Source organism: Nonlabens sp., assembly GCF_965660805.1.
GTDB lineage: Bacteria > Bacteroidota > Bacteroidia > Flavobacteriales > Flavobacteriaceae > Nonlabens.
In genome coordinates this window covers 80,329-99,421 of the sequence record NZ_CBFIBE010000001.1, presented here as the reverse complement: position 1 = coordinate 99,421, position 19,093 = coordinate 80,329, and the positions used below count along the sequence as shown (strand labels likewise).

16 protein-coding genes are annotated in these 19,093 nt (G+C 33.5%); 14 read left to right on the top strand and 2 right to left on the bottom strand.

All coding sequences use genetic code 11. From position 1 onward, the window contains the following. Positions 1–8 precede the first annotated feature (8 nt). The 5 genes from ACTF48_RS00450 (at position 9) to rfbD (ending at position 4,378) form a co-directional block, all read left to right on the top strand. Positions 9–1,046, top strand: a complete 1,038-nt coding sequence (locus tag ACTF48_RS00450) for a hypothetical protein (protein WP_438961165.1) — start codon at positions 9–11, stop codon at positions 1,044–1,046. Next, on the top strand, positions 1,039–2,055 hold the full coding sequence (gene rfbB, locus ACTF48_RS00445; protein ID WP_438961164.1) for a dTDP-glucose 4,6-dehydratase: 1,017 nt from the start codon (positions 1,039–1,041) through the stop codon (positions 2,053–2,055). Before ACTF48_RS00450 ends, rfbB begins: the two co-directional genes overlap by 8 nt. Next, on the top strand, positions 2,052–2,915 hold the full coding sequence (gene rfbA / locus ACTF48_RS00440) for a glucose-1-phosphate thymidylyltransferase RfbA (protein WP_438961163.1): 864 nt from the start codon (positions 2,052–2,054) through the stop codon (positions 2,913–2,915). Before rfbB ends, rfbA begins: the two co-directional genes overlap by 4 nt. Continuing rightward, entirely contained in the window at positions 2,912–3,448 is a 537-nt protein-coding gene (gene rfbC / locus ACTF48_RS00435; RefSeq protein ID WP_438961162.1) for a dTDP-4-dehydrorhamnose 3,5-epimerase, read from the top strand. The genes rfbA and rfbC overlap by 4 nt, the downstream gene beginning before the upstream one ends. Positions 3,449–3,520: 72 nt before the next feature. Then, entirely contained in the window at positions 3,521–4,378 is an 858-nt protein-coding gene (gene rfbD / locus ACTF48_RS00430) for a dTDP-4-dehydrorhamnose reductase (RefSeq protein ID WP_438961161.1), read from the top strand. A gap of 58 nt (positions 4,379–4,436) precedes the next feature. Here the strand turns inward: rfbD and ACTF48_RS00425 are convergent, their stop codons facing one another. Beyond that, on the bottom strand, positions 4,437–5,048 hold the full coding sequence (locus tag ACTF48_RS00425; RefSeq protein WP_438961160.1) for a response regulator: 612 nt from the start codon (positions 5,046–5,048) through the stop codon (positions 4,437–4,439). Continuing rightward, a complete protein-coding gene (locus ACTF48_RS00420; protein WP_438961159.1) occupies positions 5,045–5,290 on the bottom strand; it encodes an ATP-binding protein in 246 nt (81 codons plus the stop codon). The genes ACTF48_RS00425 and ACTF48_RS00420 overlap by 4 nt, the downstream gene beginning before the upstream one ends. A 593-nt stretch (positions 5,291–5,883) precedes the next feature. On the opposite strand from ACTF48_RS00420, the gene ACTF48_RS00415 reads away from it, so the two are divergent. The 9 genes from ACTF48_RS00415 (at position 5,884) to ACTF48_RS00375 (ending at position 19,050) form a co-directional block, all read left to right on the top strand. Continuing rightward, positions 5,884–6,561, top strand: a complete 678-nt coding sequence (locus tag ACTF48_RS00415) for a hypothetical protein (RefSeq protein ID WP_438961158.1) — start codon at positions 5,884–5,886, stop codon at positions 6,559–6,561. Between the two features lie 153 nt (positions 6,562–6,714). After that, the gene (locus tag ACTF48_RS00410) at positions 6,715–10,116 is read left to right on the top strand and encodes a T9SS type A sorting domain-containing protein (RefSeq protein ID WP_438961157.1); all 3,402 of its coding nucleotides are present in this window, start codon (positions 6,715–6,717) and stop codon (positions 10,114–10,116) included. Between the two features lie 136 nt (positions 10,117–10,252). Next, positions 10,253–11,380, top strand: a complete 1,128-nt coding sequence (gene gmd / locus ACTF48_RS00405; RefSeq protein WP_438961156.1) for a GDP-mannose 4,6-dehydratase — start codon at positions 10,253–10,255, stop codon at positions 11,378–11,380. Between the two features lie 284 nt (positions 11,381–11,664). Then, positions 11,665–12,708 (top strand): GDP-L-fucose synthase family protein, encoded by a 1,044-nt coding sequence (locus tag ACTF48_RS00400; protein WP_438961155.1) that lies wholly within the window; start codon positions 11,665–11,667, stop codon positions 12,706–12,708. A gap of 50 nt (positions 12,709–12,758) precedes the next feature. Continuing rightward, positions 12,759–14,036 (top strand): oligosaccharide flippase family protein, encoded by a 1,278-nt coding sequence (locus ACTF48_RS00395; protein WP_438961154.1) that lies wholly within the window; start codon positions 12,759–12,761, stop codon positions 14,034–14,036. Between the two features lie 267 nt (positions 14,037–14,303). After that, positions 14,304–15,359 carry a hypothetical protein gene (locus ACTF48_RS00390; protein ID WP_438961153.1) on the top strand — a complete coding sequence of 352 codons (1,056 nt, stop codon included), beginning with the start codon at positions 14,304–14,306 and terminating at the stop codon, positions 15,357–15,359. Between the two features lie 5 nt (positions 15,360–15,364). Then, positions 15,365–16,633, top strand: a complete 1,269-nt coding sequence (locus ACTF48_RS00385) for an O-antigen ligase family protein (protein ID WP_438961152.1) — start codon at positions 15,365–15,367, stop codon at positions 16,631–16,633. Beyond that, positions 16,626–17,885: an O-antigen ligase family protein gene (locus ACTF48_RS00380; protein ID WP_438961151.1), complete on the top strand. Its 1,260-nt coding sequence runs from the start codon at positions 16,626–16,628 to the stop codon at positions 17,883–17,885. Before ACTF48_RS00385 ends, ACTF48_RS00380 begins: the two co-directional genes overlap by 8 nt. Before the next feature lie 76 nt (positions 17,886–17,961). Next, entirely contained in the window at positions 17,962–19,050 is a 1,089-nt protein-coding gene (locus ACTF48_RS00375; protein WP_438961150.1) for a glycosyltransferase family 4 protein, read from the top strand. Positions 19,051–19,093: the final 43 nt, after the last annotated feature.

Below are 19,093 nucleotides of genomic sequence, written 5' to 3'. Positions count from 1 at the left end.
AGATTTTCATGGAGAACCAACCGCAGAATAATCAAGAACAAGAAGTAGATTTAGTACCTGTTTTTGTATGGATCAGTAATGGATTTAAAAACTTCTTTAATGGAATAGGTAAGTTATTTAAAGGAATAGGGCACTTCTTAGTGTTATTATTAATCTTTATCCAGAAAAACCTGATTATAGTAGGTCTAGCATCTATACTGGGAATTGCTGGAGGATGGTATTTAAGATCACAGTCTAAGAACCAGTTCACAGCTCAGGTTTTAGTAAAACCTAATTTTAAAAGCGCTGGACAGCTTATTTCAAATATCACTTACTATCAATCTTTATTAGAGCAGCAAGATTTTAAGAAGCTTTCAAAAGAATTAGAGATAAATCCAGAGCAGGCTTCAAAAATCTCAGGACTGGATATAAAACCAGAGTTTAATGACACAGAACTCCTGAAGGAGTATGATGAGCTCGCAAGAGAAACAGATACTATGGCTCTAGAGAACTTTACTTTTGAAGGTTTTAAAGAAGCAAAGCGTGTCGCAGACTATCAGCACTATTTAATAGAAGTCTCATCTCAAGATAGGGCTGTGCTAGAAAGTGTAATAGATGACGTTATTAAGGTAGAAGAAAACTCTATTATAAAGGCTCAAAGACTTGCTTTAAAAGAAACAGCGGTATTTGATTTAAAATCGATCAACTATCAGTTAACTGAAATAGACTCTTTAATAGCTGCTTATCAAACAGCTATTAAGTCTAGCGATGTAAAAGGAGGTAATGGTACAAACCTTTATCTAGGTGATCAAAAACCATCTGAGACATTACGCAGTCTGTTTTATCATAAAGGCGCTTTATTAGAGGAGATGTCAGACATAAGAAAGGACAAGTATAGCTATGATAATACGATCAATCTAGTCTCTCAGTTTATCAAAAAAGGAACCGTAGAGAAAAAACATTATACCTTAAAAGGAGCCTTTATAGGCCTTGGTTTTGGTCTTCTTATAGCACTATTTCCTGTGCTATGGAGATTCTTGAAAAACTACGAAAAAGAACATGCATAAAACTCTAGTTACCGGTGGTGCAGGTTTTATAGGCAGTAATCTTATAGAGTATTTATTGCAACATACCAGTGATCACATTTATAATCTTGATAAACTTACTTATGCAGCAGACTTAGATTTTGCTCATGGTTTTAAGCATGACAGGCTCACTTTTATAAAAGGAGATATCTGTGATGCGGCTTTTATCAAAGAGTTATTTGAAAAACATCAGTTTGATAAAGTATATCATCTCGCTGCAGAGTCTCATGTAGATAACAGTATTGAGAATCCGCAGGTGTTTGTGGAGACTAATGTTAATGGAACTTTTAATCTATTGCATGCCGCCTACCAGTTATGGATGGATCAACCACATATTTTAAAACCAAAATATCATACTACCTCACCTAGGTTTCTTCACATTTCTACTGATGAGGTTTATGGAAGTCTTCAAGATGATGGTTTCTTTACAGAAACCACACCTTATGCACCTAGCAGTCCTTACAGCGCCAGTAAAGCGGCTAGTGACCACTTAGTAATGAGTTATGTGCATACTTATGGTTTCCCGGCCGTAATTACTAACTGTAGTAATAATTATGGACCTAGACAGCATGATGAGAAGTTAATTCCAGTGGTGATCAGAAAAGCGCTAAGCGGCGCGTCTATCCCTATTTATGGAGATGGAAAGAATGTGCGAGATTGGTTATACGTTACAGATCATTGTCAAGCCTTATATACCGTTTTAGAAAACGCTGCTATAGGAGAAAACTATAACGTAGGTGGAAAAAACGAAATTAAAAATATAGACATTGCACATCAAATTTGTACCATGCTGGATCAGCTACAACCTCGAGATGATGGGCAACCGTATGCATCGCAAATTACCTATGTAAAAGATCGACCAGGACACGATTACCGGTATGCAATCGACCCTAGTAAAATAGAAGAAGAACTAAACTGGCAACCACAAGAAACCTTTGCCTCTGGAATAAAAAAAACAGTAGCTTGGTATCTTAAAAAATATAATTCATGAAAGGAATAGTACTTGCTGGTGGTAGCGGCACGAGACTGCATCCGCTCACGTTAAGTGTGAGCAAGCAGTTAATGCCCATTTATGATAAACCCATGATTTATTATCCAGTATCTACTCTTATGAGTGCTGGAATACAAGAAATTTTAATCATCTCTACACCACAGGATCAACCACTGTTTAAAAATCTATTAGGTGATGGTTCTCAACTAGGCTGCAGGTTTGAATATGCTGTGCAAGAAAACCCTAATGGTCTTGCTGAGGCTTTTATTATAGGAGCTGATTTTATAGGTAATGATAGTGTAGCCTTAATTTTAGGAGATAATATATTTTATGGTACTGGACTTGAAAAAGCATTACAAGAAAGTATCAACCCAGAAGGCGGAACCATTTTTGCTTATCACGTGAACGATCCAGAACGCTATGGTGTGGTGGATTTTGATGAACACATGCGTGTCACAAGTATAGAAGAAAAACCTCAACAACCACGTTCTAATTATGCCGTACCTGGTATCTATTTTTATGATAATGAAGTGGTTGAGATTGCAAAGTATATACAGCCATCACATCGTGGAGAGCTAGAAATTACTGATGTGAATAATGTCTACCTCAATCGTGGAAGACTCAAGGTAAATGTGCTCGATCATGGAACAGCATGGTTAGACACAGGAACTTTTGAATCCTTAATGCAGGCCAGTCAGTTTGTGCAAGTGATTGAGCAGCGTCAAGGGCTTAAAATAGGCTCTATAGAAGAAGTAGCTTATCGTAAAAAATATATTGAGAAACAACAGCTCAAAAACCTCGCAGAACCGCTTATAAAAAGTGGTTATGGAGATTACCTCATGAGACTCGCAGAAAAATGATTGTAACTCAAACTCCTTTAAAAGACTGTTTTGTGATCGATCCACCTGTTTTTAGTGATGATCGTGGTTATTTTAGTATAGTTCATGATAAGCACGCTTTTGCGAAAGCGTTTCCACAACAGACACCATTTATTTTACAAAATGAATCGTTTTCTACCTATGGAGTGCTACGCGGTTTACATTTACAAAAAGGAGATGCTGCACAAGCAAAATTAGTGCGATGTGTGCAAGGAAGAATACTAGATGTAGCCGTAGATTACAGGCCAGATTCTCCTACTTATTTAAAGCATTTTACCATAGAACTGAGCGGTGATAATCACAAACAACTTTTAGTGCCTAGAGGCTTTTTACACGGTTTCTCTGTGTTATCAAAAACAGCAATAGTGAATTATCAGGTAGATAACACCTACCAGCCAGAAAATGAGTTTGGGATAAGACATGATGATCCTACATTAAACATAGACTGGCAAATTCCTCATTTAGACATTCAATTATCTGAGAAGGATGAGCAACTAGGTTTTATAAAATTTTAAATTTACTATCAAGCGATAGTAGAGTTACGGTATTAAATCGGCCAGAGTACTTTAAATTTTAAACTTTAAACTTTGAAAAAAATCATCATAACAGGAGCAAACGGTATGTTAGGTACAGCGATTAAAAACGCCTTATCTCATCACGAGTTATATCCTTTTTCTAGTAAAGATTTAGACATTACCTGTACGCAGCAATTACACAACAAAATTTCTTCTATAAAACCAGACTACATTATCAACTGCGCGGCATATACCGCCGTAGATCTAGCCGAAACAGAACCAGAAAAAGCTTTTAAAATAAATGCACTGGCAGTAGAAAAAATGGCGCAAATCGCAGCACATCACCAGGCAACATTAATTCATTTCTCTACAGATTATGTTTTTAATGGTACAGCAACTACTCCTTATGTGCCAGGTGACATAACCCATCCTATAAATGTTTATGGAGCTAGTAAACTTAAAGGAGAAAAAGCGATTACTCAAGTAAATGGTAAACATTACATCTTTAGAATATCCTGGTTGTATGCGCCGCACGGGAAGAATTTCTTTAAATGGGTAGCCGCTACTGATCTAGAAGAATTAAGTATAGTAAATACACAAACAGGTTCTCCTACGAGTGCGATAGATGTTGCTGGTTTTATAGAACACCTAGTTATAAATGATCCTAAGCAATATGGGATGTATCACTTTACAAACCAAGGAGCGATGACTTGGTTTGATTTTGCATCTTTAATTAATCATCAACTAGGACTAGGAAAAAAAATAACCCCAGTTGCTGATTTTAAAACCGCTGCCGCACGACCAGCTTACAGTGTGATGGATGGTGAGAAAACGGAGCGCGTTTTTGACTATAAAATTCCTAGTGTTAAAGATGGGCTGGATGAGGTGGTATCTCGCTTTCGCGAAAGCGGAATACACAACAATTTCTAAGGCAACTTAAAGTAGTACAAACCACTTAAAGATACAACACTACAAACCATCTTAGTAGTTATCCAATGTATCCTAGATACAAGGCTTTTTTAATTAATCCTGCCATATTATTTACTTGCAGTTTAAGAAATATATTTTTCTTATGTGTTTCTACGGTATGCCTGCTTAAAAAGAGTTGATCTGCGATTTGATCTACAGTAAACTCTTGTGCGATGAGTTGTATAATTTGCTTTTCGCGATTAGTAACGAAGGATTTCTTAAATTCAATAGATGTTTTATCACTACTTTCATAACCATTATAAAAATACTTTTTACCTTCTATAATAATAGTATGAATAGCATGGACAAGCTCTTTATAAGAGGTCTCTTTTAACACATAACCATCTATATGTTGAATTTCATTAATTGAGGGAAACATACTGACCATAAGAATTTTAGTCGCTGGCTTTTCTTTTTTAATTTGTTTTACCAGTTCTACACCATTCATATCAGGCATAGAAATATCTGAAATTACTAAATCTACATCCTGTTTTTTTATACCATTTAGTGCTTCTGCAGCATGATGGTAGGTGCTTACAATGTTAAAAGATTCATGAGATGATAATACCTTTTGTAATGCATCTAGGAATAGTGCATGATCGTCTACTAGTATGATGTTAATGGGTTTCATAGTATAGGAACTTCTATGGTGATGTGTGTGCCACGTTGTGGATGACTGTATATGTTAAACGTAGTATTTATAGCGGTAGTACGTTCTTTTATATTTTTAAAACCTATGCCTTTTCTAGCAGTGTTTTTAGAATAACTAATGCCGTTGTCCTCAAACGTGTAGTTTAAATGATGGCCGTGTAGGTTTATGCATAAGCTTATTACTATAGGCTGTGCATGTTTTATAGTATTGTTTAAAAGCATGGTTTTTTTCTACTGAATAGATTTTAGTACATGACAAAAATATCGTTCATTGAAAACCAATGCAGTCATTAAATATAGTGAATTAACTATAGTTCTGAACACTCATTTACGAGATATTCAAAGAATAGAAAAATGGATTTTATAGGTAATGATTGCTTTTGTTAGGTGCTATAAAGTTAGTATTCATCTGCATTTAATAAAACCGATTACTATAAAAAAACATGGCAGAAAAGCCAAGAGCATCATTAAATATGGGCTTTCCTTCTTAGTCAATGTATTGTTAAATTCTGAAAATCAAAAAGACATAGATATATTCCATTTTTTGTCATGTACTTAGTCTGATTACCCATTATAAAATCTATAACCTATCAGGTGCTTTTATAAAAAGTGAGCAAGAGTTGTATTAAAACTACCAACAGTTAAATCTTAACGTATCTAAAAAACAGATTTTTATTACACAACTAACCTATGAATATGGCACGGTAACCACCCTTAAAATCAACCAACAGTAAAATCTACCATAAATATGGTATTACACAGATCCTAATAATAACACAACTTTGAATAAACATAAACACTTAAATGATACAATTATGAAAAAAATACTTTTTACAATAGCAATAACTTTAATAGCAACCTTTGAAATGAGTGGGCAGAACCCTTGGATTGGAAATCCAACTTCTACAACTAGTGTGATTGAACGAGGTGGCGATGTAAGAATAGCAAAAGCTAATTTATCAATATTGGGTAATCAGATTATAGGTTATAACACTTGGGATACATTCAATCTTAACGGTTTTGTCGTAGGACAATATGGTTTAACAAGGATGAAGAACGTAGTTGGATTAAGTGGATGGAATGGGTTGACTTTTTTTACAAATGGTAAATTACGTATCAGTGTTGATGATGATGGTAATGTAGGTATAGGGTCTTCTAGCCCAGATGAAAGATTAACCGTGAAAGGTAAAATCCACGCAGAGGAAGTGCGAGTTGATTTAAACATCCCAGCAGATTATGTATTTGAAAAATACTATACGGGCAGCTCTACTTTAAAAGAAGACTATACCATGCCTACACTAGAAGAGGTAGAGATGTTTACTAAAGAGCACAACCACTTGCCAGAAATGCCTAGCGCAGCACAAATACAGGAAGATGGTTTACAACTAGGGAATATGACTAATCTCTTACTTCAAAAAATAGAGGAATTAACCCTTTATACCATAGAGCAAGAAAAGCGCATTAAAGCTCTAGAAGCAAAACTGAATAAGTAGTCTTTACTCTTTCTTATTGAAAAGGCTGGTTACTCGTTGTAAGTTGGCCAGCCTTTTTTAATTCACTAATTTTTTATTAAAGTACTGTCTATAAGTTTATTATAAACTTGTATAGGGATTCTATGGCCTTTAATGAAATTAAAAAATATAATTATGAAAAAATTTAAATACATACTCTTGCTCATAGTAGTAATCCATAGCTCCATAGGTTATTCACAAAAAAGAGAAATAAGCATACCGGTACAAGAAGCCCATTGTGGTATTCTTCATTTTGATCAACACCCTTATTTATCTTGTAGTAATGTTGATCACCATAGTGATGGTAGTACTCATGATGAATTTCTATTGTTTGAAGACCGTTTTGGTAATATTTATTGTGATGATTCTTTTAAATTTAGCGATAGCGATGACTTTGAAGTAAGACCTAAAATTGATGATTTTGATAATTTTACTTTTACATTTCGTGGAATAAATGCCGATTATCAAAATATTATTAAGCAAGTTTTTCGTGACCTGTCAGAATTAATTTTATCTGCAGATGATGCGATAAATACTAATTGTTATGAAAGAAGACCACGTGTGCTTGTGATGCGTGATGATCACTCTAGTTGGAATAATGGACTTTTAGATCCAGGAACCTTAGCTGCGGCAAGTACATTCTATAGAACTTATGGAGATATACAAAATGGTCATTTATGGGAAGTAATAAATACAGGAAGTGAAATAGGCTACAGCAATGGGGTAATTCCACAACCATATCAAGTCTTAATAGTATTAAATAGTGCAAGGATAGATAATAATGAATTTTTCACTGGGTTTGCACAAGATGTTGTTGATGCTAATGGATTTCCTGGGTCAGATGGCATTATGGATGATGGTGTTTCTAATATTAATAATCAATTTGACCTTTATGGATTGATCTTACATGAGGCATTGCATGCTTTTGGTATTGCAAGTAGACTTAACGAAGATGGTGAAGCAATTAATGGAAAGTTAACAGAGTTTGCACTCTTATTAAATGACGGCAACGGCAACGACTTTATCAACCAGCCTACACCCTATACTTGGCAAGGGAATTGGGCTAGTCCAGCAGATTACGATACAAACTATATAGTGCATTGCGGTAATACTATAGCGACAAACTCTCCATTTGATTTACCTCTATATAGTTCAGATCCAAATGGTAATTGGAATGATGGCTCTAGTTTATCTCATATTAATGATAATTGTGTTTCAAATAATCCTAATCAATCACACATCATGGCTAGAGGAATGGCTATGGGTGACTATTTACGATTATCGCAAGATGAAGTAGATATTTTACATGCGTTAGATTATACCACAACAGGGCAATACGGTACCGCAACATTAGCTAATGGTACTCCTAACCCAAATAGGAATACTTTTATAAGTAACATACATAACGCGCCACCATACGCTATGCAGGACCCTTCTAATTGTACTTATTATTATACTACCTGTAACAATAATGGTGTGCCAACTTTTGATTTAAATGCTCACTTGCAGAACTTTATTGCAAACGATATTAATGCTGTAGGGTTTCTACCTGATCATTTTGAACTAGTCATTCCAGAAAACGGAACCATCGTTAATGGTATGCTTACTATAGACCTAGCTAATTATGTAAACTCAATAGTACAGGTAAAGTATAAGTTAGTAAGTCAAACAGATCCCACAGTATGGAGCAATACTAATTACATTAACATCGCCGTAGAGTCTTGTGTAGATGATTATTTTAATACGTGCAATGACACTTTAAGTGATTGTGATTTAATATGTAATTCTGAATTAGTTGCCAGCTCTAATAGAGGTGATATGAACGGTTTTGCAAATGTCAATACCCTTCCTGCTACAGCAATTAATGGTTGGTATGCGTTTTCAATGATTGATGTTATGCCAAGTAATTTACCTTCATTGTCTAATGATAATTATGTGAGGATACAAAACTCGAATTCGCAAAGTAGATTGATTGACATTACTGATAATCCGTATTTGATGACTCCATTGTCAGAAAATTTGAACTCGGGTCAAAAATATATTTTGTCTTATTTTAATACTTCAAGGTTAGGGGATACTAGTAATGTTGGCTTTTTCCATGATTATAATATTGATACGGCATACCCAGATCCATTAGCACCTTATTCTAATAGTCCCAACGGGCCTTTTTTAAATGAAAATAGTTTTAATGAATCTCCTATTTTTATTGATAATAACTTAAATAATGTTTGGAAACAAAATATTCTTAGCTTCAGCTTGCCAATAGGTTCAAATGAGTATAACGCACTTTATCTAAACACAAATCTCAGTCCAACTCTTATAAATTATGAAGCATTGGTAGACTTTGATCAAGTAGAGTTAATTGTAGACAATTTTGATAACGTTCCTACAGTCGTAGACTGTGATTTAGGGTCTGTTAGCTTGGGAATGGATTTATGTACTATTACAGGAATGACTTATTCATGGTTTGAGGTAACTAATAGCCCTACACAACTCACTAATGGTACAACAATAACTAATGCAGGTGCAGCAATGGGAATAACCAGTGCAAATTTAAATTCAAATGGTTCTCAATTAATATTAGATAACCTTTCTGGTAATCCTGTTTTTGAATTAAGACGTGTTTTAAACCCTTTACAAGGTACGGTACAACAAATACAAGCAGCTATATCACCTCAATTTGTAAATGAAACTATGACAACTATGGATAGTATATCGGTTCAGGTTATAGGCGACTGTGCTACTGTTCCAGATCCTTGCGATCCGGTTACTAATGTAAGGGTTGAGAATAGGAGTGTGTTGGTCTGGGATGGCACGGCAACAAGCTATGATATAGAATATTATCAAGCGCCTAATAGCAGCTGTAATGACAACACTGTACACTCCACCACCATTAGTACGACCTCTTTTTCTCTTGGTATTATTGCAAACACCTTAAGATGTAGAGCTTTTTGTTTTAGAATTAAGCCTAGCTGTAGTGAGGAATGGAGTGTAAGCTGCTGTTATTTTAATGGGGAATTGAATTGTTTTCAGCCAGCTCCTTGTGATGGTTTTCAAGACTTATTGTCTATTCCTCAACCATTAAGCAATGTGACTGATGTTTTTGATCAAGTAAAAAATATAGAAGCAACAAATATTATTATTGATTCTAATATTGAATATGTCGCTACAGAAACCATTACATTATTACCTGGTTTTCATGCCGTTCAAGGTACTAACTTTGTGGCTAGAATAGACCCATGTATTCAAGATGTAGTGGTACAAAGAGAGAACCTAGAAAAATCTCTTATGGTAGAGGAGTCAGCAGTTAAACTCTTCCCTAACCCAGCCACTAATGAGATTAACCTACAGTCTGTAAATGCAGGCATGAGTAATTATATCATTTATGACATGTCTGGTAAGAATGTAGGAAGAAACAGCTCCTTGCAGGATAATAAAATGACCATACCTATACATCAATTAAGTAATGGCGTGTACTTTATAAAAGTAGAATTACAAAACGGTAATGCAGAGGTATTACGTTTCATTAAAAAATAGGGTTTATACCAAATTGAAATGAGAAAGAAGAAAAAGCAGTTCCCATACAGGAGCTGCTTTTTTATTTCGCTTTCGCAAAAGCGAATCCTCAACTATTACTTAGGAAACCTTATTTTTGCTTCCTTATAGTTGAAATATGTCTGAACAGCATCATAAAGTAGCACTCATCACCGGAGTAACCGGTCAGGATGGTGCTTATCTAAGTGAGTTTTTATTAAAAAAAGGATATGAAGTTCACGGTATTAAACGCCGTGCTTCATTATTTAATACAGATCGTATCGATCACTTGTATCAAGATCCACATGAAACTAATGTAAAGTTTAAACTCCATTACGGTGATCTTACTGACACGACCAATCTGACCAGAATCATCAAAGAAACACAGCCAGACGAGATTTATAACCTTGCTGCGATGTCCCACGTACAGGTTTCTTTTGAAATGCCAGAGTACACTGCAAATGCTGACGGAATAGGTGCATTGCGTATTCTAGAATCTGTACGCCTGTTAGGAATGGAGAAGAAAACTAAGGTTTATCAAGCATCTACCTCAGAACTATATGGTAAGGTGCAAGAGATACCACAATCAGAAACGACTCCATTCTATCCACGCAGCCCTTATGCAGTGGCAAAAATGTATGCCTACTGGGCAACGGTAAACTATCGTGAAGCTTACGGAATGTTTGCTTGTAATGGAATCCTATTTAATCACGAATCTCCCGTGCGCGGTGAGACATTTGTGACTCGTAAAATTACTCGTGCCACTTCTAAGATCGTTAAAGGACTTCAAGAAAAAGTATATCTAGGTAACTTAGACGCAAAAAGAGATTGGGGACATGCTAAGGATTATGTGCGCATGATGTGGATGATCCTACAACATGATGAACCAGAAGATTGGGTCATCGCTACGGGAACAACAACCAGTGTGCGTGATTTTGTACGCATGGCATTTCAATTTGTAGGCATAGAACTAGAATTTACCGGTGAAGGAGTGGACGAAAAAGGAACCATAAAATCCTGTTCAAATCCAGATTATCAGTTAGAAATAGGCAAAGAAGTCGTAGCTGTAGATCCACGATATTTCCGTCCTACAGAGGTGGATTTACTCATAGGTGATCCTACAAAAGCTAAAGAAAAACTAGGCTGGGTTCCAGAAATCGCATTACAAGAATTAGTAAACGATATGATGGAAAGTGATTTACACCTCATGTCTAGAGAAGAATACTTAAAAAATGGTGGTTATAGAATCAATAACTACTTTGAATAAGCCTATCCCTAGCCCTTTCCAGCGTAAAGGGAATTAGAAAACAAATAGAAAGATTTAAAAAAAGGGTATGTATTCAATCGAGATAAAGTCCGCTGCGCTGGAGATGATTTATGAGAGGCAAAATAACTTGAATTTGAATAAAAAAGTAGAACTAAATATAACTGAGATAAAAGTCCTTCCCTTGAGGAAAGGCTGTGATGGGTGTTTCAATTATTAAATGACCATCTAACCATAAAAACGAATTTAAAAAAAGTCCTTTCCGCCGGAGAGGATTTAGGAGAGGCATGAATAAAGATTCAAAAATATACGTCGCTGGACATCGTGGTCTTGTGGGAAGTGCTATTGTAAGTGAATTAAAGGAACTAGGTTACACTAATTTTGTTCTTAGAACTCATAAAGAGCTAGATCTCACTAATCAACAAGCTACGGCAGGCTTTTTTGAGGTTGAAAAGCCTGAATATGTTTTTCTTGCCGCTGCAAGTGTAGGTGGCATTGTGGCAAATAATACTTATAGAGCAGATTTTATTTATAAGAATCTCATGATTCAAAATAACGTGATCCATCACAGTTATTTGAATGGAGTGAAGAAATTATTGTTTCTAGGAAGCACCTGTATTTATCCTAAAATGGCGCCACAACCCATGCCAGAGGACAGTTTACTCACAGGACCATTAGAATACACTAATGAGCCTTATGCGGTGGCAAAAATCGCTGGTATCAAAATGTGTGAAAGCTACAACTTGCAATACGGCACTAATTTCATATCAGTCATGCCTACAAATTTGTATGGTCCTAACGATAATTTTGATTTGGAGAAATCTCATGTACTGCCAGCCTTGATTCGTAAAATGCACTTAGGTAAATTATTGATGGAAGGAGATGAACAAGCGTTAATGGAGGATTTAGGTGTTGATAATTACGCTTTCGCAAAAGCGGAATTACACAAACATGGCATTACAGAAAATGGCATCTCTTTATGGGGAACAGGTTCTCCAAAACGAGAGTTTTTATGGTCGCACGATATGGCAAAAGCCTGTGTGTTCTTGATGGAAAACAAAGACTTTACCGATGTAAAAGGGAACGACAAAGAAGTAAGAAATACACATCTCAATATAGGAACCGGAGAAGATATAGCTATAAAAGACCTCGCAGAGCTTATTAAAAAAACGGTAGGTTATGAAGGAAATCTTAATTGGGACAGCTCAAAACCAGACGGCACACCACGCAAACTTACTGATGTTTCAAAGCTCCATGAACTAGGCTGGAAACATGAGGTAGATCTTGAAAAAGGTGTGGTGATGATGTATGAGGCTTATTTGAAATCTTAAGCGCACTAAAAACGTTATTTTATCGTTAGTTCAAGTAACCCAACCACTTAATGAGTAAGCTTTCTAAAAAACTTTCTGGAGAACAAAAAACCGTGGTTAAAAACTATGGGGCATTAACAGTTTTACAAGGGCTAAACTACATCCTTCCTTTTATCATTATCCCTTTATTAGAAAATCAATTAGGTCTTTCGAGATTTGGTTTGGTTATGAAAGCTCAATATTTAATGGCGTTTTGTGTTGCTGCGGCTGATTTTGGTTTTACTACAACAGCAACAAGAGAAATATCTATCCTAAGGTCACAAAAAGCTGACTATTCAGATACTTACTTTAAAGTATTCTGGGCACGTATTTCTTTATTAATTATAACGTTTATTTTGCTTTTGGTTGTGGTATTTGCGGTCCCCAGTTTTAGGTTAGAGTGGCAAGTTTATTTACTAAGTTATGGTTATGTAATAGGTCATATTATTCTAGGAGATTGGTTTTTTCAAGGAATTGAAAGAATGCGGTTATTGACTATTGTAAATGTTTGTTCAAAAATCTTATTTACAGCTCTGTTATTTTTGTTTATTAAAAAACCAGAAGACTATTTACTAGTTCCTGTTTTTAATTCTATTGGTTTTTTGTTAGCTGGGTTCATTATGCTTCTTATCAGTTTTAGGTTTGTAAAATTTAGAAAACCTAATTTTAAAGGGTCAAAGCAATTTTTTAAGGATAGCTTTCAAATATTTATTTCAGATATTTCTGGTCAATTAATTTTTGCGGCTAATGGACTCGTTCTAGGATTATTTGCGGGAGATGCACTTGTAGGGATCTTTAGTGCATTTGATAAATTAATGCTCGCCGCAAAGAAAATGTATCTTCCATTTTATCAAGCGATGTACCCTTTTATGTCTAGAAAATCCCAAACAGAAAAAGGTAGAATGATGAGAAAATTAATTCCAGGAATTGCCGCGGTAGGAATTATAGGAATGTTAGGAATTATTTTTCTAGGTAAATGGACTGTTGGGTTTTTATTTAAAGATAATGCTATCTATGAAAATGCATACTTGCTTCAATGGATGAGTGTAATTGCTTTATTTACAGGCTTAAGTTTACTTTTCACTAATTTATATGCGCCATCTAAAAAATTGTTTAAAGATCGAATGAAAGTTATGGTAATTGCAACGTTATTCAATTTATCTTTAGGTTTTATTATTGTTCCTTTTTTAGGTTTAAAAGGAACAGTTATTACTGCGATTCTAACAGAAGGAGTTCTACTAATAATTTCTGGCTACTATTATTATAAAGATATTTCCAAACCTCAATTAATAATAAAAAATGATAGTTGATAAAATTATTTATCATGAAATCGATAAGCAAAACTTAGTAACATTATGGAACTAGCCTTCTATACACTGGCGTTATTATTTATTTTACCTATCATCAATAAGTTTTTGAAATTTCAATTGCTTAGTGGTGTTTATTTATTTATCACATTTTACTTAACTACGATAGTTCTTTCCATATTGTACTTCTATTTCTATGATGATAAATTTGCACTATACAATTTTGACTTTATTCATTCTTCTTTATTTCTTAAAACCATAAAATATCATTTGCTCGCAGTACTTGCATTTTGCGTAGGAGTGCTTTTTTATTACGATTTTTCTAAACCTAATACCCGTTTAACTTTAAATAGTTCTGTTAGTAATGTTTTGAAATTTAGTTTTTCCGGAAATACTGATCTCCTTAATACAATGACGCACATCATTTTTATGGTTATAATATTATGTTGTGCTCTTTCTTATGGTTTAGAAATATTTTATCGTGATGATTATATTCCCACAGGTAACTTGATATTTGTCACTGTAATGAAACTAGCTAGTATGGTTCTTACCATTCTTTTAGGGTTAATTTATAACCAAAATAGATGGCTGTCATTTTCTTATTTTCTCATAATCTTTATGATTGCCTTAGGTACAGGTTCTCGACTTGCAGCCGTTTACATTGTATTATATTCTTTACTCATATTCTTAACAGGAAAATCAACTTTAAAAAACAAATTAATTTTTGGGTTAAACATTGTACTGACGTTTTTGTTTGTTTGCTTTTTAATTAGTTTGCGGCCTTTAGAATATCATGGGCTTATTCCTTACGTAACAAGCTTAATTGTTACTCCAGAGGCTTTTCTAGACACTATTGCTTTTAATTTTTATTACTCTTTTATTTTTGGAATTTTTGTTACTGCTGAAACTATTACTGAAAATGCAGTAGATTGGAATAACATCTATGTAAGCGTGAATCCATTGCCTGGTAAATGGATTGGCTGGTATGATGTAGCACCAAAGCTTAGGTCTAATATTCACGCTCCTTTTTCTTTCAATGGTGAAATCTTTACATTCGGTAAAGCGTTTACAATTTTCTTTTTTATTATTTTAGGAATAGTATTTAGTGATTTAGAGTACCGCATGAGATGGTTTTTTAAACATAAAAAAAAGCTATTAGGTTTTTTAATAGCTTTTTTAATGGCGCTTTTTATTTTGTTTTCTTTTGAATACAACATGAGATCCACCATAAGATATATATATTATGCTTATATAACTATTTTGATCCATAAAATGATGAATAATTATAAATTTAAATTAAGCTCTCTAGTCGATGTTACTAAATAAATAGTATGAGCATAATTCAATTCTATTTAAGAAAGTACAGAACCGCTGAAATATTAGTAGCGATCTCTTTTTTTTGCTTTGGACTTTTTCCAGTTTTACCGAATCAGCTAAAAGGATTACCAGTAGTTTTACTTCTTATTTTTTCTATTATCCTTGCTGTTAAGGATAAAAGCTTTACTAAAATAAAAAAAAGTGAATTACTTTTAATTACGATTTTTTCTGGTTTGTATATCATGTATGCAGTTAGCTTGTTATATTCTGAGGACATAAAAACTGGATTGAGAAGAATGGAAACCTGTGCCAGTTTAATTGTGATTCCTTTCAGTTTTTTATTGCTCAAAACGTCTGTGAATTATAAACCATATTTTATACTTTTCAGTAAAGTGTTTTTCTGGTCTACCACTGTATTTTCTCTTTTAATTAATCTTTATTTTTTCCAGTTGGGATATTATAGCGGTGAGATGTCTTTATACGAAAGTTTGTCATGGATGGACCATGAAATGTGGCTTTTTAAACAGCACGCCATTTATGCGAGTATGTTTATTTCTATTGGCTTAATACTATCTAAATTTATTATAAATATTCAATCTGTTTTTAATAAAGTAGTAATTATTCTAGCTATAATTATAAATACATATGTGCTGTTTTTGTTACTTAGAAAAGGGGTTATTATAGCGCTATTAGTTTCTTTGTTAATTTTTGTTTTTTGGAAATTTAAAACCTCTAAGCTTAAAGTAATACTACCTTTGTTATCTGTACTCTTAATTGCTGGAATGGTATTTAAAGAACCTGTGTTTAAAAGGCTAGAAGAAGTTTGGAACCCTGAAACATATAAAAATTTAGATATAGATAATTCTACGAGTATGCGATTTGCTATTTATAAATGTGTTTTTGAAGATATTAAGCAAAGCCCAGTAATAGGTCACGGTGTAGGTGATGGTTATGATTTAATTGCATCCTGTTTGAAAGATAACTACGAAGTGGTGTTTACAGATACCAAGGAGAAAAAGAATTCTCATAATCAATTTTTTGGGATTTTACTATATACGGGTATTTTAGGTTTATCTATTTTTTTAGTTCAATTATTTATTTATTTCAGTAGAAGTATTAAAATAAAAGATTCGATAATGTTAGAGTTTTTGGCGTTTTTCACAGTATTGTTTTTTGTTGAAAACCTTCTGGACAGGCAGTCAGGTGTAATAATGTTTACCTTTCTTGTAAATGCATATTACTTCTCAAGAGATTCTAGCAAAAAGATGACAGGAAATGGTTAGAGTTTCTCAACATAATTTCTTTGATAAAATGTTTGTGCTCTCGCTAGCTTTGATGTTTTGCACACCTATTCTTCCTCAGTTACTAACTATAGTTTCAGTCGCCTTTTTTACTGTGGTTTGCATTACAGAGGCAATAAAAAATAAATCAACTTTTAGATGGGAATTCTTTCTTTTTAATGCTGGTTTATATTTGATGTATATTTTTAGTCTATTGTATAGTCAGGATCAGGAGTACGGCATGCGCAAATTAGAGACAGCGGCGGCACTTATCATTTTTCCGTTAGGATTTACTATAGTCTCTAAAGAATTGATACAAACGGCGATATTAAGGCTCAAGTTATTTTTTTACATTTTTAGTACATCTGTTCTAATTCTTAATATATATCTGTTCTCAACTTTTGTAAACGCTGGGTTTGAAATCACAGCATTTAGTGAATATTCTGACTATGTAAATAAAATGCAAGGGTTTCTAGCGGTTCACTCCATATATCTTAGCATGTTTAATGCTATAGCCGTTTTATTTATCTTTTATTTACTTAGAACAGAACGACTCTTAAAATCAGGAATTCCTTTGATTATAGCAGGTTCTATCTTGTGTTTAGGACTTATTCTATTACTTAAAAAGGGGCCGATATTTGGATTAATAATAGTCGCAACTCTACTTGTTTTAAAATATAAATTATGGCGTGTTTGGGCATTTTATACCGTATTCATAGTTTCGCTAGTGGGCACATTATTTTTGTTTCCAGATGCCTCACAACGCATCCACGATTTATTTCAAGTAGAACGTATTAATCAGGTAATGCATTCAGAAGAAATACGTGAAACTATCTACACCTGTGGTAATATTAAATTTCAAGAAGCTTCTCTTACTGGTTTTGGAATCGGTGATGGTACAAATGAATTGTTAGATTGTTATAAAGAATATAATCCAGTGCTAGCAGCAAATTCATATAATTCCCATAATCAGTATATAAGCCTTATTTTAAACGTAGGGTTTTTAGGCTTGCTTATATTTTTTGCATTTTTACTATACAACATTACACGGTCACTTAAATCAGGGGTTTACATTACAGTAGCCATCATTGTATTCTATTGTATTGTCATGTTTTCTGAGAATATTTTAGAACGACAGGATGGAGTAATGTATTTCTCACTTTTTATAAATTTGCTATACTTTTTAGGAAATAAAAATCAGCAAAAACCTAGAGTAAAAAGGAGTCAAAAAGAAATATTAGAGATTCTTAAATAGTTTGATTTAGTAATATGGAGACCTATTACTCCATCATCTATTTTTAATGGATTATTAATTTATTTAAAAAGTAAAATTGAAAAAATTATTAGTAGTTGGGCCATTCCCCTTACCTATAACAGGTGTTAGTTTAGGTACTCAAATTGTAAATGATGAATTTGTTAAAAATTCGTCATACAGAGTTCAGAAAGTAAATACTAGTTATTCAAAATTTGATGAAAAAATAGGAGAGTTAAGTCTTCATAAAGCGCTTTTTTATTTAAGGCTTCAAGTTTATTTTTTAAAAGTATTTAATAATGATATTATTTATATTACCATAGGTCAAACTTTTTATGGGGTTCTTAAATATGCCTTGTATATTCTTGCGGCAAAGATTTCAAGAAAACAATTAGTAATCCATATCCATGGAAATTTCTTAGGCAAAAATTATCGAGAGCATTTACGTGGCATAAAAAAGAAAATCTTTTATTATTTAATGTCTAGAACAGATAAAGGAATCGTTTCTTCAGACTCATTAAAAGATAATTTTACATCCTTCATACCTAATCATAATATTTATAGTTTAAAAAATTTCATACTTGATGAGGTATTTATAAGTGACGGGAAGGTTGAAGGAAAAAATTATCAAGATATTAAGATAGTATATCTCAGTAATTTAATGAAAGAAAAAGGCATTTTTGAACTTTTAACCGCTCTGATTGAATTAGAAAAAGAAAATATTCCATATAAGGCTAGAATAGCAGGTAATATAGCGCCAGAAAATAAAGAGCAAGTTCTGTCCCTTTTAAATCAATTAAATCACACAAAGTATTTAGGAACGGTAGATGTAGTGGGGAAAACAGATCTTTTGACGTGGTCTAACGTTTTCATATTACCTACTTTTTATACCATGGAAGCACAACCCTTTGCTATATTAGAATCCATGGCAGCTGGTAATTTAATCTTAACCACTGCACACGCAGGAATTCCAGACATATTTACAGATAAGATAAATGGTTTTTATGTGGAAAAGAATAGTTCATCTAGCATTGTAGAAAAAATCAAATATCTATTGGAACATAAGGATGCAATAAAAAAAATAGGACTACATAACGTTCAAGAAGCAAGAAAAAAATATAAGATTCCAGTTTTTGCCTCGAGATTAGAGAATATTTTTAATAAATAAAAACTAACATTATTTATAAAACATATATCCTAACATCTGGGTT